We start from the raw sequence: 14,691 nt of genomic DNA on the forward strand, positions 1-14,691 counted from the left end.
CTTGTCGACTTCCTAGCTTGTATGCCTATTACGAGATACAGTTAGTCTAAATATAAACATATAAGGAATGTATAATGCTTCGAATCTTATTGGTTGCAGTTATCTCGGTGTTCAGCACGATGAGTTTTGCAAGCGAAGATGTTAAGTACTCGGAACAAGAGTATTTGGATAGACCGCTGATGGAACGCTATATCTTGGATGAGTTGAAGCAGCTTCGAATGGAACAGCAGGATCTTGAAAGACGCTTGACCATTCAGATGACTGACCGGGAACTGACTGTGGCAGACAAGTCTCTGAATTACGCCAATGTAACCGTAACCTACTTCTTCTACATTATTGCTGGTGTGGCCTCTCTTATCGCGCTGGTGGGTTGGCAATCCATCAAAGAGCTTAAACACACAACTCAAGACATGGCTGATAAGCGACTTAATTCTATCGCTCAAGACTATGAGAAGAAGTTTAATGTTCTTGAACGGGATCTTAAGCGCAAGACCAGAATCATTTCCGACAACAACCGCGAAATTGAAATTATCAATGAGATTCATAACCTATGGTTGAGAGCACAGAACGCACAAACGGCAGAGCAAAAAATTGAAATCTACGATGAAATACTGAAGGTTCGTCCTGGAGATTTAGAAGCACTTACTGCCAAAGCTGACGCTGCTATGGATATACAGGAATACCACTGGGCAATGAGTCTTTGTAACCGTGTATTAGAAGTCGATGACCAAAATGCTCATGCCTTGTATCAACGTGCTTGCGCCTATGCTCGATTAGGGGCTGAAGGTCAAGCTATCGATGACTTAGAGCGCGCTATTGAAGCCAGTGGGTCCATGAGAGAGCTGCTAACTGAAGAGCCGGACTTTGAGATGCTGCGAGGCTTAGAACGCTTCGAAGTACTTCGTGAAGAGTAATATGAGGTAAAGATCCGTGTTAACTAAGGTGGTGGGCTTTGCATGCTCACCATACTTTCACACCTATCGCGCTATGGTTTCTTACATTTCATTTATTTTTTTGATTTAATTGTTATGTTATAACACTTTCTAAGTTCCTCGTTATAACCGCTAAGTATTTTATGAAGTTCCTCCGTATTGGTCTGATCGTTACTGCGATCAGCGCATTTTCCCTTGCTGCTTTGCTCTCTTTTCACTCCAAACCAGCACCAGAAATCTCTATCAAAATAACACCTTACCAAGGTTCTCAACCTAATGATAAGGAAGTCATCGACTCGCAAGCGACTCCCAACTCTTTGGTTAAGGTCCATTATTTTGTGAAAGTTGGCGATACGCTAAGCAACATCTTTTCGTCATGGCAACTGCCATATGGAACCGTTCAAAAGGTGATGGAAGCGGATCTGGAGTCTTTGAAACTCGACACAATAAAACCTGGTGACCATCTAGAGTTGCTTTTGGATAGTGACTCAAAACAGCTTGTGGAGCTGATTTATCACGAGAGTTTGGTTGAGCAAGCAGCCTTTACTCGAAATGATGATGGAAGCTTTAATTACCAATTCCATGAAATGCCTGGCGAATGGAAAGAAAAGCTCTATACGGGCACCGTTCATGGCAGTTTTTCAACGTCAGCATACAAAGCGGGATTAACAACCGCCCAGATCGCCAATATTACTCGAACGTTAAGAGACAAGATTAACTTCTCAAAGCAGTTAAGAGCGGGCGATGAGTTTAATGTGTTGGTCAATGAGCAATACACAGGCGACCATCTAACAGGAAAAACAGAGATCCAGGGCATATCGATTAGGTTACGAGGTAAGGAAGTGGCCGCGTTTCTTGCTTCAGATGGACGCTTCTACGACAGAGAGGGTAACAGCCTTGAGCAAGCGTTCAATCGCTACCCAATAGACAAACAATTCCGAAGAATTACTTCGCCATTTAACCCATACCGTAAGCACCCAGTGACCGGACGTATATCTCCGCATAATGGTACTGACTTCGCAACACCCGTAGGGTCGCCAGTTTATTCAACCGGTGATGGTCGAGTTATTGCTATTCGTAACCACCCGTATGCGGGGAAATACATAGTGATTGAGCATAACAGCGTTTACAAAACTCGCTATCTGCACTTGAGCCGATTCTTGGTTAAGAAGGGGCAACAGGTTAAGCGTGGGCAGAAAATTGCGTTGTCTGGCACGACTGGTCGCGTAACCGGGCCGCATTTGCATTTTGAAGTGCTGGTGCGTGGAAGAGCGGTGGATTCGATGAAAGCGAACTTACCTTTAGCAAGTTCTATCTTACCTGAAAATAAAGGTGCATTCTTGGCGAGAGTTGCCTCGTTTGATGACATGCTCTCCGGGCAAAAGGTTGCACGAGTAACATCAAGCTAAGTATCAGCTTATAACTGTTCTAACCCTTTGGTGGCTAGTCATCAAAGGGTTGGAACGAGTTTTCATTAGGCTGCCTGATTGCTCAATAGCTTAATAGATTAAGTGCTCAACATCTTATGTGCCCAAGTGCTCATGTGTTGAGATCTTAAGTGACTAAGTGACTAAGTGACTAAGTGACTAAGTGACCAAGCGATTGAGCGACTAGGCGATTAAGCGACGACAACCGCCGTGCCGCTCGCTGATACCATCAACATGCCATTACCCGTCCCTAATACTTCATAATCTATATCGACACCTACCACCGCGTTGGCACCCGCTTCAATCGCTTTTTGCTCCAACTCTTTGAATGCGTAGTTGCGTGCTTTTTCTAATTCTTTCTCGTAGGTGCCAGAACGTCCACCCACAAAGTCACGAATTCCTGAAAACATATCTTTGAAAACGTTCACCCCTAGAATGGCTTCTCCGGCAATAACCCCTTTGTAATCGACAATGCGCTTGCCTTCGACTGATTGTGTGGTGGTAATAATCATAATGGCCTCTTGTAAGCTTGCTGAGCTGTCACTCGCTTATTGATTGATAGTTTGGTCTTGCTCTTGAATGTCATTGTTCAGTGCTGTCTCTGAGCGTGTGAATTCATGTCTTAACCATGTTCTCAGTTTTAGCACACTTTCTTGTTTTAATTTGTTTTTTGGGCAAACAAAGTAAAAATCTTGGTGCGGGTTAGCAACCGGTTTACCCAATTCGACAAGCATCCCATGGCTGATATCATCTTTCACAAACAAGCGATGCGTTACTAGTACGCCTAACGAACGAATTGAAGCTTGCACCGCTTGAATGGAGACATCGAACGTCAGATTGCTATGGAATGTGGGCAGTGGAATTTGGTAATTGTCGCACCACACTTGCCAGTCGTGTTGCCGCCTGAGGTTAAAAACGCCAATGGTCGGGTTTTGTTTGACGAGTTGCTCGACGCTCAATCCGGTCTGGTTTTTTAATAGAGTAGGGCTGCACACCAAGACCAGATCATCGTCGGCCAGTTTCTCGCTGTAATATTGCTCCCACTCATTGGGCTTGCCATGTACGAGCGCAACATCGACCCCTTCCTGTTCAATATCGAAAGGGCCAGTTAGCGTCGAAATACGGATATCAAGTGAGGGAGCGAAAGCTTGGAAGTCGGGAACTCGTGGGATCCACCAGTGCATCGCGAGCGAATTGACCATGTTGAGGGTAATGCGGTGGTCGTTAGGCGTTCTGGCAAGCTCTTCGGTGGCTTCTATCACCTGTTCCAGTGCTGGCGCGACTTTACGATAATATCGCTTACCTGCGGAATTTAGAACAACACGACGGCCGACACGTTGGAACAGCGGCTTATTGACCAGTTGCTCCAATGATTTGATGGCTTGGCTTACTGCAGAATGACTGACATACAACACTCGAGCAGCGTCGGTCATGCTGCCTGTTTCAGCTACAGCGATGAACGCATAAACGGATTTAAGCGGGACGAGTTTCTTCATTGGTAAGTTTTCCTTACAGTTATGGTTAATATTACTCGCTATTTTTCATCACGTCACGCTTCTAAAATAGGTGTCATAGGAGGTGATAATTATGTCTGATATTACCAAGGCGACGACTTTCATGTTGTTGTCGACGTTCAGTTTGTCTTTAAGCGGCTTAATGGCCAAGTATCTGTCTGAAGTGATGCCCACTTCGTTACTCAGTTTTGTGCGTTTTTTGTTACCCAGTCTGTTTTTATTTCTTTTCCTGACCTTTTACAAAATCAGCAAGCCGACACGAGAAATGTGGAAACCTTTGGTGATGCGGGCGATCTTTATGGTGGCGTGTCAGTGGTGTTTCCTTACTTCACTGCAAACCTTAACGCTTGTTGAAGGGGTTGTGTTGTTCAGTACGGGGCCTCTGTTTATTCCATTGTTAGAAAAGTTAATATTTAGAACCAAGATTCATACAACGACGATAGTGTGTTTAGCTGTCACCTTTGTTGGCGTAGTGATGATGGCGGGGGATTGGTCGCAGTTTGAGTTGGGTTCGGAGTTCTTTAGACCTGCGCTTCTGCTTGGGCTTCTCGCGGGGGTATTTAATTCTGGCTCGCAAGTGAGTTTGTACCGAGCGTCTAAAACCAGCCTGACTCCGGCAGAGCTTAACGCGTGGACCTTTTTAGTCGCGGCAATTATTGTGATACCAATGGTGGTGTTTACTTCACTTTCTGCGGTGCCCGATGTGCTTGAAAGTGCTGAAAAAGGCTTCGTGTCGGCGTTACTGTCTTTTGACGATTTACGCTGGATTGTTCTCGGATCACTTGGTCTTGCACTGTTTACCATCAATACCCAAATCTTCCGTTCCAAGGCGTATAAGCTTGCAGACAGTGGCTCCCAGTTGGCACCTCTGATTTTTACTAACATGCTGTTTAGCGCGCTTTGGCAGGGCTTGTTCTTTGATGATGTGTTTTCTACACAGCAGATGATTGGCATTAACCTGATTGTCGTGGCGAGCATCACCAATACATTGCTGGCAAAAAGACACAGCAAGGCGAAAGCCAAACAAAAACCGCACACCACAGTGGCTGTAGCGACTGTAGTGGACGTTGCGGTATTGGACTCGGCAGCTAAAAGCTAACCATTGAATTATGGCTTATCCTCTGAATGGTTAATTTAAAACTTAGAACAATGAGCGTATGTATTCTTTTACTCGGTCGATGTGTTCGTGCGGGTCAATCTCGCAGCGTTGGTTCATTTCTAGGAATCGCTCAGCGTATTTATCGTAGATTTTGTTTTCCAAAAACAGTAAATACAACTTGGGATCGATATGACCGCTGGTGGCCATGTCGGTCATGATGTTGAGTGATTCGCTTAAGAGTTTACCTTTCTTATAAGGGCGATCACTAGAGGTGAGCGCTTCAAAGACATCAGCAATTGCCATTGCTCTGGACGGCAGAGGTAACTGGTCTTCGTTTAAGCCTCTTGGGTATCCCTTACCGTCGATACGTTCGTGGTGTCCGCTGGCGATATCCGGAATGTTTTGAAGGTAAGGCGGGTAAGGCAACTTGTTGAGCATGGTGAAGGTTTGGATAATATGATCGTTGATCATGAAACGTTCTTCATCGTTTAGCGTACCACGGCGTACTTTCAAATTGTGCAGTTCACCTTGGTTGTATTTAACTTCTCCGGGCTTAAGTACAAACGCTTCTTGCCATACATCGGCAGGGTTAAAGCCATTGTCCCAAGGTATTTTATGCTCCGGTTTGTCTGCAAGCAGAGGCTCCATGACAGGCAAACCCTTTTCCTGACTTGTTGGCTCAGTTCTCTCTTTCTCAACCGACTCTTTTTGGGTGTTAAATCTCTCTTTTTCAGACCAAGACAAACCCAATTGATCATCCAGTGTACGTTTCCATTGGCGTTTGGCTATTTGATCTAAGCGTTCTAGCTGCTCTTCCGTCATAGATTCGCCGCCAAGATTACACTCAGCAACGAAGGCAAACTCCTCATCCAGTTCAGACAGGCTTTGTTCGAGTATTTTGAGTTGTTCTTCTTGTAGTGCACCGTTCGCCATCGCTTTCCAGTAATCGGTTTCCGCTTGCTGTTTCAACAACTCAAAACGCATTCGCACTTCGTGGATTCGGTCGTAAATGGTTTCCAGTTTTGTTGCCTTATCTACCACATATTCAGGCGTGGTCACCTTGCCGCAGTCATGAAGCCAAGCGGCGAGCATCAACTCTTCCCACTGTTTACTGTCCAATGAGAATTGCGGGTAATAGCGGTCATCATCTATGGTTGCTTGAGTTAGCCATTTGGTGAGCTCAGGCACTCGTTGGCAATGCCCGCCCGTATAAGGTGACTTGGTATCAATCGCCGATGCAATCAGCTCAATAAAGGCATTAAGCATGTCTTTTTGTTGCTGCATTTGGTCGATGTTGTCTTTCGCTATTTCCGCAAAGCTGAGCAACTCTCTTAAAAAGGCGTGCTTGTCTGCCTGCATCTTGGTAATTGGTCTCTCATAGCCAATTGCCACAATCCCTACCAACAGTTTCTCTCGGTTTAATAGTGGAAATAGGTACAGGTCTGAATTGAAGATCGAATCTTGGTAATAGTTGAGAACATTGTCTTCTCTGTTCAAATGGATCGTCTCACCAGATTTAAGCTGACACAGCAACCAAGGCGTGTGTTTGATGAAGTCATTGATGTCGGCCTTAAAAGGAAGAATGGCAAGGTTGGCTGCCGTATCAAACACGTCTTTCTCTTTGGATTGAGTGAAAAGGACAATAGTTTCTGCTTTGGTAATTAAATAGCTTTGATGAGCAATGTTCTTGGCTAAGATCGAAAACTCCTGATTCCCGGCGGTGTCTCGAAGTAGGGTAATCAGATCATGAAGCGTGTGTTCCATTAGCTCAATCGAGTGGGCGAGGTTAGCCACTTCTTGAATCATGCTTTTGGGATAATGAGTACGCCTGAAGTCGAACCGAGCGATGTTGTCGGTGAGTTGCATCAGCGTATTGAGCGGCTGAGACAGTCGATTAGCAACAAACCATACGATAGCGAAGCAGATGAACAACATCCCAATCGCGACCGCAACTTGCTTGTCTCGCATCGAGATAAGATCAGCGAGCAGCTCATTGTGTGGCGTCGCTTCTGCCAAGTGTAAGGTGACATTTTGAGTCAGTTGAACCGGCGTTAGCGTTAGTGCCCAAGTGTTTAAGTTGTACTCAACGTTTTTTAGATTGAGGTTAAACTTCTCTTCATCAGAGATAAGCGGCGCAATAACGGACGCTTTCAATGCTTCCATCTGTTCACGTTTGGGCACATTAAAGAAGCTTTGGTCTTGCTCACTGCCAGAGAGATTCCCCGTCGTTTGGTTGTTCGTTTGCTCAGTTTTACTTGTGTCATCAGATTGGGAGTCAGGCTTGGGTACTGATAGCTCAAGTTGATGCTGACCGAGAAGATTAAAATGTTGATCGAACAAGGCGAGTCGGGTTTGCGGAGAATAAGCTAATTCACTGATCTGAGAAGAGAGGGAACTCAACGTAAAGTCGGCACCAACCACATGCTTGCCATCGGCAGAACGCCTAGAGAGTGTAATGCCATTGGTTTGCAGGAAATAGAATAGATAGGGCTCAGAGAGTTGTATTGAGCCATCAGGCTTTGCGTTACGAAACCAAGGACGAGTTGTGGGGTTGAACTTACTCTCTGCTTGTCGAGTACTGATCACTTGATGTGCGCCATCAAGATAGGTAATAAAGTTTTCACCGTCTAGATTGGTGCTGCTGACCATCATGGTCGCTTTAGCGGGCGCGCTGTTTTCGGCTCTCTGTTTATTGGTGCTTAATGGACGAAAGATTCTGAAGTCACCATCTTCAGAACCATAAAATAGAGCGACCAAATTGGTGTTTTGCTTGAAGATGATATCGACCGAAGCAAGCCAAGAGTCTTTTTCGACAGCGGAAGCTTGATGAGCAACAAACGGGCTCACCGCCATCACATTTAAGGTTGTGATAACAGGGGCAATGGCTTGTTTAAATACTGATTCCAGTTTGTCGCGGTGCTCATTACTGATCTCGCGCACTGTGCCTAGCAGCAGCTCTTGGGAGTGCCGATAACTTATCGAAATCAATACCGCACCGACAAGTGTTGTCAAAATTAGGAAAAGGCTAGTGATGTGGATACTCAGCGGATATCGTCTTCTTCTCATCTAACACTCCAGTTTGTAGGCTAGTTTAAGTATTGACGAACTTGGGTAGGTTGCAAAAAATTGGCGCAATTACCGAGTGTGTGCGGTTCGACTTAGATAAGACCAAGCGCTGGCTGGCTCTGGTTAGCCACGTATTCCCGTGTCGTGTAAATGAACCAGTAATAAACCTTTATGTTTGGGTGCTAATTGTCACTTTCAGCTGATAAACTGGCCGAATTGTTGCCATTAGGCATTCATTTTCTGAAGTATTCTTTTCCTGAAAGAGATTCAGAGTTACTTTCTGAAAAACGTATTTTGACCGAGCGAAGAGGGCATTGATTCATGGAACTCAAAGTAGATACTCACACCCACACATACGCAAGTGGTCATGCTTACAGCACATTGATCGAAAACGCCAAGTCGGCAAAGCAAAATGGTTTAGCCATGTTTTGTACTACTGATCATTCAGAATCAATGCCGGGCGCGCCACACTATTGGTTCTTCAGCAATCAGCGTGTGCTCCCTCGTTTTATTGAAGATGTCGCAATTATTCGAGGTGTTGAGTCAAACATCATGAACACACAGGGTGAAATCGACATTCATCCGAGTGTGGATAAGAACTTGGATTGGGTGATCGCGAGTTTTCATGAGCCAGTATTTCGCCCATCGGATGTCGCTACCCATACAGAAGCATTGTTGAATGTGATTAAGGGCGGTCGAATTGATGCGCTTGGTCACTTAGGCAATCCTAATTTTGATTTCGATTTCGAAGCCGTTATTCAATGTGCGGTTGAGAACAACGTGGCGATTGAGATCAACAACACCACACTCAAAGGCAATAGCCGAGTTGGCAGTGTTGACCGCTGCTATGAGATTGCAAGAATAGCGAAAGCGAAGGGTGCATTTATTACAACAGGCAGCGATGCGCATTTCTGTTTAGATGTCGGTGGCTTAGACTTAGTCGCAGCATTGTTAGATGAAGTGGGCGTAGATTCGAGTAAAGTGATTACCCATTTGCCAAAGCAGTTCCTAGCCTTTTTGGCCTTGCGCGGTCGTAATGAAATCCCAGAATATTCAGATCTTGTTTAAGAGAATGTCGGCGGGTTTGCATTTCGACACAATCAATTTTTGTGCCTGAAAGATTTTTGTATACACTAGCCGAAAATAATAAAGTCGAAGTGCCACAGTAATGACGGCTCTAACTTCAAAGACACCGCTTCACCTGGAGAAACAATGAAAACTCGCTCAACCCTTTTATCTGGCTTAATCGCTGCTTCAGTATTGTCTGGCAACGCATTTGCTAATGTAGACCTTAAGAAAAACATGCAAGAAATGAAGCTTGCGTTCAAACAAGCGGCAGAAGCTCAAAGCATTGAAGAGATGCAAAAGCCTATCGTTCGTTTAGATACGCTAGTGGCAGAGCTGAAAACGGGTGTTTACCCAGTCGAGAAAGAAGACAACTTCATGGAAGGCTTCAAAAAGATCAGTGCATCACTGGATAGCATTGAGCAGAAGCTAGACCAAGGTGACTTAGCGTCGGCACAGCAAGAACTTCGTACTATTGATGGCCTTCGTGAAGAGTACCATGAGAAGCGTAACCCAAGCATCTGGAGCAAGATCTTCGGTTAATTCGTTAATCATGAACGTTTGCTAGATAGGTAACAAAGAGCAAACCTCAAGATTCGATTTCTAAAACGCCGCCTTACATTACCCTCTTTCGAGGAAGGTGTAAGGCGGCGTTTTTATTGTCTCTTTTATCGAAAGCCTGCTGCAAAGAGATGAGTATTACTTTGTTAGTTTTAGTGTTGTAACCAGTATTTAACGAAAAAGAGTGTGCGTTAGCTTCAATTTTTTAACTTGCTGTTAATCTTTACGTTTACCTATATTCCAAGTCCCTCATAATAAGGGAAATTTATAAAGACTTGGAATAATGCGCCGAACCTCGTTCAACTTCTTCATGTTACTTGCAACAGCATTAAGCTGGGCGCTAGTGACATTAATGCCTGTTATCAATGCTCATGGTAATAGTGCGGGAGTATGGGCGTCGTTATGTACGGTCAATGGCTTTGAATTGGTTCAAATCGAAGAAGGCGAACCTAATACTCATAAAGGAAAGCCGTGTCCGTTTAGCCATTTTTCCACGTTTCACCAAGATGAACTTCCCACTACACTACTGACAACTCGACTGAGTTCTATTGTCTCCGACAGCTACGCTTTTTTGGCTCTAAGCGAACGCTACACGAGGCAAGCCCCGCGCGGCCCTCCCTTTGTTATTGCTTAAACCTAACCCATTAAAATAATTAAAAAATAAAGTATTAAGTAAAGTTAAACATGCTCAGATTACTTTCTGATTTTTCAGAAGGTATGTTTGCGTGTGTCAAAGGAAATTATAATGTTGAGAAATGAATCTCAAACCCCTGCGAAAGCACAAGCAACTTCGCAGTCTAAAAGCAGTGCAACAACCGGTTCGGAAACCAATATAAAAAGCAAAGACCGCAATAAAACCCTCTATTTCCTCACATGGCGCTGGCACTTCTATGCTGGGCTATTTGTTATCCCGTTTATGTTAATGCTGAGCATTACAGGTTTGGTGATGCTGTTTGATGATGAAATCGAATTGACTTTCCACCACGAAGCCCTAGAGATTGTTGCATCGGGCGAGCCGATTAAAGTGTCACAACAGTTAGCTGCAGTACAACTTCAATACCCACAAGGTTCGGTTACCCAGTTTGTTCCGAGCAAAGCTCCTGATCTGGCTAACCGCTTTTCGGTAGCACTTGTAGACGGCACATCGGTCTTCGCCACGGTAAATCAATATACGGGCGAAGTGGTCGGAGAGATTCCGCGTAGCGACAGCCTGTACCAACTCGCGAATGACATTCACGGCACTTTGTTGATTGGTGATTGGGGTGATTATCTAATTGAAGTCGCAATAAGCTTGTCTATTCTGTTGCTCATCAGTGGTATTTACTTATGGTTACCTAGAGATAACGCGAGCCGCGCTGGTTTTCTTAAGCTTCGATTTGGTTCAGGAACGCGTATTTTAATGCGTGATCTGCATGCGAACATTGGAGGTGTTTTATCGCTCGTTCTGTTGTTGTTTATTCTGTCTGGATTGGCATGGACAGGTTTTTGGGGCGGTAAGCTTGTTCAAGCATGGAGCACTTTCCCTGCTCAAATGTGGGACGATATTCCGTTGTCTGATAAGACGCACGCTTCCCTCAACCATGGCTCAGAAGAAGAGCTACCTTGGAACTTGGAGCAAACACTATTGCCTTTGTCTCAAGATAAGCCAGCAGAACACGTTCATCATGTGGAAGAGGCGACGGAACCTCATGATCACTCTAAGATGGGTGAAGATCACTCTCAACATGTGTTGTCAGCAAGCAACTTCGACATTGATGACGTTACTGAAAAAGCATACTCACTTGGCTTTACACGATACAAGGTGAATTTCCCGCGTTCAGAAACGGGTGTTTACACGGTCACAGCCAACACTATGGGCGGTGACATCATTGATCCAACGCAGGACCGTACTACGCACCTCGATCAATACTCAGGTCGTATTCTGGGTGAGGTGACATGGCAAGATTATAACTTCATTGCCAAAACGTTAGCGGTAGGTATTTCATTGCATCAAGGTGACATCAGCATCATTAACAAGCTTCTAAATGCTTTGTTTTGTTTGGCGTTTATTGTTGGGTCGGTGACCGGCGGAGTGATGTGGTGGATTCGCAGACCTTCAGCAGGCCAACGTAAGCTTGGCACGCCACCTAAGTTCGGTGATGCTGGCTTATGGAAAGCAGGCTTAGGCACAGTCGTTGTTATTTCAGTACTGTTTCCACTTGCGGGTGCAACGATTGTGGCTGCGATGCTATTGGATTGGCTGCTGTTTTCGCGTGTTGAAAAGTTAAAAACTGTTCTTAATTAGTTCATTGATACACAAACTGACCTTCTTTGTTTGAGAGGGTCAGTTTCATGATTAAGAGCATATGTTCAACTTTGATTTTTTTAATAAAAAATTAGTTCTAACTGATAGACGATGATAATTAATACCGTTCTCGCTGTGGTCCATCAGGAGTTGCGACAATGTTTGTGACATTATGCATTAACACATAAGAAACTATATTGAAGTCTAAATGGTTTATTTTTATTTAGTGAATTAAATTGATCAATTAATCTAAACCAAGGTCTCGTTTCATGTGTTCACTAAAATCAGACGTGTTTCGAACATTGATTTTATCCTTGTTGTGACGGAAATTTATTTCATCACCAAATAGCGTAACAAAAACTTTTGTATAAAATTTTATAATGTTATCTATCAAGTTATATGATTTTTTTGAAATTTGTTTTTCTTTTTTCATGGTATGTACCCGTATATAGTTTATGGATTTAATTTTTAAAATATGTCTATTACTTGAATATTATTTCTAATGCCACTTCCCCCCTTCGACTAAATGTAGTTATACTAAGGAGACATTTTAAATACAACGTGACCCAGAGTTGCAAATAGGTAACAATCATGGAATTGATGAACAATGAACTAATCTGCTTTGCAGCAGTTTGTAAGCACCTTTCCTTGACGGAGGCTTCCAAGGAACTGGGAAAGTCGAAGGCTCAAGTCAGTCGTCAACTAGCAGCCTTAGAGAAGCAAATTGGAGTGACACTCGTTCACAGAACAACAAGACAACTCGTTCTGACTGATCACGGAGAAAGTATCAAAGAGCTTGCCATCGAAGCTTTAGATAATTTACAAGCGTTGAATTACAGAGCGAAATCACTTAGTGATTGTATTGGTGGGAAGTTTAAAATAACAATGCCTAACTCAGTCGCCTCTTCTATTTTCGGTGAAATTCTTAAAGGCCTTAAAGAACGATACCCAGCCGTGAACTTTGAAGTATCATCAAATAATAATGTTGAAAATTTATTGGAAAGCAATATCGATATTGCAATTAGACTAAATAACGTTGTTGATGAAAAATTGATTGCACATGAAGTTGGAAACTATAATGATATTGTAATCTCACAAATTGATAATACTAAAAATAACACGTTATTAATTTATAAAAGACACTCTAATAAAGAGGAGATAAAGCAGAGGTATAGTGATGTAATTGAAGTTGATAATACATCTATTCTAATGAACTTTGTTTCTAAAGGCGTAGGCGTGGGTGTGATTCCGAATTATCTTATGAAAGGAAGTCAAATAAATAAGAACATCCATATTACGCAGGTTTTTGACACAGAAAGATCCATGTATATTGCCTACCCTTACCAAAATCCACTGCCGAGAAAGTTGGTCGAAATTTCAGCATTTATTAGAATGGAACTGGATAAGATTTTGAATTAATAATCCTTTTAGTAGTCTGACATTGTGAGCAGCAGATCTCTATCAATATTACTTTAGTTCCCTGGCTAACTTATCACCCAAGTGTTCCATCGCATAATCAATGAACACACGCAGTCGTGCGGGCATATACTTGGTTTGAGCAAATTGCATCGCGATAGCACCATGGTAGTTACTCTTGATGGTCCAATCTTCTAGCACTTGCACAACAGAGCCTTCAGACAACGCATCTTGAATCACGAAGTCATGGAAAATACCTACACCTAGACCTTCTTTCACGCCTTTAAGTCGCATCTGCGAGTGGTTAACTGCGTAACGTCCACTGACGGGTACTGTGTGAAATTCATCATCTTTAAGAAAATCCCAAATGTGATCTTTGTCTGTCTCTGCAAGATACAAACAGTCGTGTTCAGACAGCTCGGTAGGGTGGTGAGGAATCCCCTTGGCATCTAAATAGTCAGGGCTTGCACACAACACGAGGTTTGTTTTTCCTAACTCTTTCAATACTAAGCTTTCGTCGGGCTTATCAGTCAGGCGGAAAGCAATGTCGATGCCTTGACGTAAAATATCGATGTCGCCGTCAGCCGCTCTCAATTTAAGTTGGATTTCTGGATACTGATTTAAGAATGGAACAACGAAAGGCTGCAATACCGAATTCAAGAAGGCTTCAGGCGCCGCTACCGTTATCGAGCCTGCAGGTTCGGTATGGTCGGAGGTAGACAGTTCAACGGCTTGTTGCGCTGCGTTGATCATCACCACACTCTGATCATAAACCAATTGACCCGCTTGCGTAATGATAAGGGTACGAGTGGTACGCTCAAACAGTTTCACCGATAGCGCTTTTTCCAAGCGGGTGATGAGCTTACTCAAGGCTGATGGTGTCACGCCTAACTGTTTTGCTGCAGCCGTAAAACTACCTTCGTTAACCACCAAAATGAACGAGGCGAGATCCGGAAGCAGGGCGATGAGTTTTGGGTTAATCATAAGTATCCAGTTAAGCTAGTTTCAACGATGAACTTAATGGTCATTGTGAGCGATTTACTTTGATTTGTGAATCAATTTCATTAATTGATTGACGTGATTGCTCTGATAGGTTGTTGTGTTTGAAGCTCATCTGTATAGCGGCGTTGCTGCTGCGCATTCTGAGATGAAAAATTGAGATTTGATATGAAAGCGAAATTAGACGGAAATTATAGCTAATTTGGCGTTTAAAAAAGCAGGTGAAGGGCGTTAATGTGCCCTATGTCACTGGGATGAACTATTATTAGTGCCTGTGATTCATTAATGTTTTTCCAACTAAAGGGATAATCGGAACGGGGATGTTCAA

General features: G+C 43.6%; 13 protein-coding genes. 8 read left to right on the top strand and 5 right to left on the bottom strand.

Annotated features, from left to right (window positions below):
* Positions 1 to 74 precede the first annotated feature (74 nt).
* Together AB4503_RS07685 and AB4503_RS07690 are read left to right on the top strand one after the other, a co-directional pair.
* Positions 75 to 914: a tetratricopeptide repeat protein gene (locus AB4503_RS07685; protein WP_017067625.1), complete on the top strand. Its 840-nt coding sequence runs from the start codon at positions 75 to 77 to the stop codon at positions 912 to 914.
* Positions 915 to 1,075: 161 nt separating this feature from the next.
* Complete coding sequence (locus AB4503_RS07690) at positions 1,076 to 2,341, top strand: peptidoglycan DD-metalloendopeptidase family protein (RefSeq protein WP_065584577.1); 1,266 nt, start codon at positions 1,076 to 1,078, stop codon at positions 2,339 to 2,341.
* 209 nt (positions 2,342 to 2,550) lie between these two features.
* On the opposite strand, the gene AB4503_RS07695 is transcribed toward AB4503_RS07690, so the two are convergent.
* Both AB4503_RS07695 and AB4503_RS07700 read right to left on the bottom strand, forming a co-directional pair.
* Complete coding sequence (locus AB4503_RS07695) at positions 2,551 to 2,871, bottom strand: heavy metal-binding domain-containing protein (RefSeq protein WP_004730185.1); 321 nt, start codon at positions 2,869 to 2,871, stop codon at positions 2,551 to 2,553.
* A gap of 36 nt (positions 2,872 to 2,907) precedes the next feature.
* Positions 2,908 to 3,855 (bottom strand): LysR substrate-binding domain-containing protein, encoded by a 948-nt coding sequence (locus AB4503_RS07700; protein ID WP_372114173.1) that lies wholly within the window; start codon positions 3,853 to 3,855, stop codon positions 2,908 to 2,910.
* A gap of 91 nt (positions 3,856 to 3,946) precedes the next feature.
* Between AB4503_RS07700 and AB4503_RS07705 the strand changes: the two genes are divergently transcribed.
* Positions 3,947 to 4,972, top strand: coding sequence for a DMT family transporter (locus AB4503_RS07705; RefSeq protein ID WP_136974876.1), 1,026 nt, complete (start codon positions 3,947 to 3,949; stop codon positions 4,970 to 4,972).
* 42 nt (positions 4,973 to 5,014) lie between these two features.
* Here AB4503_RS07705 and AB4503_RS07710 read toward each other — a convergent pair whose 3' ends face one another.
* Positions 5,015 to 8,038, bottom strand: coding sequence for an HD domain-containing phosphohydrolase (locus AB4503_RS07710; protein WP_372114174.1), 3,024 nt, complete (start codon positions 8,036 to 8,038; stop codon positions 5,015 to 5,017).
* 321 nt (positions 8,039 to 8,359) lie between these two features.
* On the opposite strand from AB4503_RS07710, the gene AB4503_RS07715 reads away from it, so the two are divergent.
* From AB4503_RS07715 to AB4503_RS07730, 4 genes are all read left to right on the top strand, one after another.
* Entirely contained in the window at positions 8,360 to 9,106 is a 747-nt protein-coding gene (locus tag AB4503_RS07715; RefSeq protein WP_372114176.1) for a phosphatase, read from the top strand.
* Between the two features lie 144 nt (positions 9,107 to 9,250).
* Entirely contained in the window at positions 9,251 to 9,646 is a 396-nt protein-coding gene (locus tag AB4503_RS07720; protein WP_372114178.1) for a cytochrome b562, read from the top strand.
* Between the two features lie 301 nt (positions 9,647 to 9,947).
* Positions 9,948 to 10,298 (top strand): hypothetical protein, encoded by a 351-nt coding sequence (locus AB4503_RS07725; RefSeq protein ID WP_017064798.1) that lies wholly within the window; start codon positions 9,948 to 9,950, stop codon positions 10,296 to 10,298.
* Between the two features lie 111 nt (positions 10,299 to 10,409).
* A complete protein-coding gene (locus tag AB4503_RS07730) occupies positions 10,410 to 11,948 on the top strand; it encodes a PepSY-associated TM helix domain-containing protein (protein ID WP_372114180.1) in 1,539 nt (512 codons plus the stop codon).
* Positions 11,949 to 12,192: 244 nt separating this feature from the next.
* Here the strand turns inward: AB4503_RS07730 and AB4503_RS07735 are convergent, their stop codons facing one another.
* Positions 12,193 to 12,381 carry a hypothetical protein gene (locus AB4503_RS07735; protein WP_372114182.1) on the bottom strand — a complete coding sequence of 63 codons (189 nt, stop codon included), beginning with the start codon at positions 12,379 to 12,381 and terminating at the stop codon, positions 12,193 to 12,195.
* A 158-nt stretch (positions 12,382 to 12,539) separates the two neighbouring features.
* On the opposite strand from AB4503_RS07735, the gene AB4503_RS07740 reads away from it, so the two are divergent.
* Entirely contained in the window at positions 12,540 to 13,367 is an 828-nt protein-coding gene (locus AB4503_RS07740; protein ID WP_372114184.1) for a LysR family transcriptional regulator, read from the top strand.
* Between the two features lie 48 nt (positions 13,368 to 13,415).
* On the opposite strand, the gene AB4503_RS07745 is transcribed toward AB4503_RS07740, so the two are convergent.
* Positions 13,416 to 14,348: a LysR family transcriptional regulator gene (locus tag AB4503_RS07745; RefSeq protein WP_372114186.1), complete on the bottom strand. Its 933-nt coding sequence runs from the start codon at positions 14,346 to 14,348 to the stop codon at positions 13,416 to 13,418.
* Positions 14,349 to 14,691: the final 343 nt, after the last annotated feature.

This window comes from Vibrio sp. 10N.222.55.B11 (assembly GCF_041473705.1).
GTDB classification, from domain to species: domain Bacteria; phylum Pseudomonadota; class Gammaproteobacteria; order Enterobacterales; family Vibrionaceae; genus Vibrio; species Vibrio crassostreae_C.

Coding starts and splice junctions, on each gene's coding strand:
- AB4503_RS07715 (WP_372114176.1), top strand. CDS start 8,360: ATGGAACTCAAAGTAGATACTCACACCCACACATACGCAAGTGGTCAT.
- AB4503_RS07740 (WP_372114184.1), top strand. CDS start 12,540: ATGGAATTGATGAACAATGAACTAATCTGCTTTGCAGCAGTTTGTAAG.
- AB4503_RS07735 (WP_372114182.1), bottom strand. CDS start 12,381: ATGAAAAAAGAAAAACAAATTTCAAAAAAATCATATAACTTGATAGAT.
- AB4503_RS07690 (WP_065584577.1), top strand. CDS start 1,076: ATGAAGTTCCTCCGTATTGGTCTGATCGTTACTGCGATCAGCGCATTT.
- AB4503_RS07725 (WP_017064798.1), top strand. CDS start 9,948: ATGCGCCGAACCTCGTTCAACTTCTTCATGTTACTTGCAACAGCATTA.
- AB4503_RS07710 (WP_372114174.1), bottom strand. CDS start 8,038: ATGAGAAGAAGACGATATCCGCTGAGTATCCACATCACTAGCCTTTTC.
- AB4503_RS07695 (WP_004730185.1), bottom strand. CDS start 2,871: ATGATTATTACCACCACACAATCAGTCGAAGGCAAGCGCATTGTCGAT.
- AB4503_RS07700 (WP_372114173.1), bottom strand. CDS start 3,855: ATGAAGAAACTCGTCCCGCTTAAATCCGTTTATGCGTTCATCGCTGTA.
- AB4503_RS07705 (WP_136974876.1), top strand. CDS start 3,947: ATGTCTGATATTACCAAGGCGACGACTTTCATGTTGTTGTCGACGTTC.
- AB4503_RS07720 (WP_372114178.1), top strand. CDS start 9,251: ATGAAAACTCGCTCAACCCTTTTATCTGGCTTAATCGCTGCTTCAGTA.
- AB4503_RS07745 (WP_372114186.1), bottom strand. CDS start 14,348: ATGATTAACCCAAAACTCATCGCCCTGCTTCCGGATCTCGCCTCGTTC.
- AB4503_RS07730 (WP_372114180.1), top strand. CDS start 10,410: ATGTTGAGAAATGAATCTCAAACCCCTGCGAAAGCACAAGCAACTTCG.
- AB4503_RS07685 (WP_017067625.1), top strand. CDS start 75: ATGCTTCGAATCTTATTGGTTGCAGTTATCTCGGTGTTCAGCACGATG.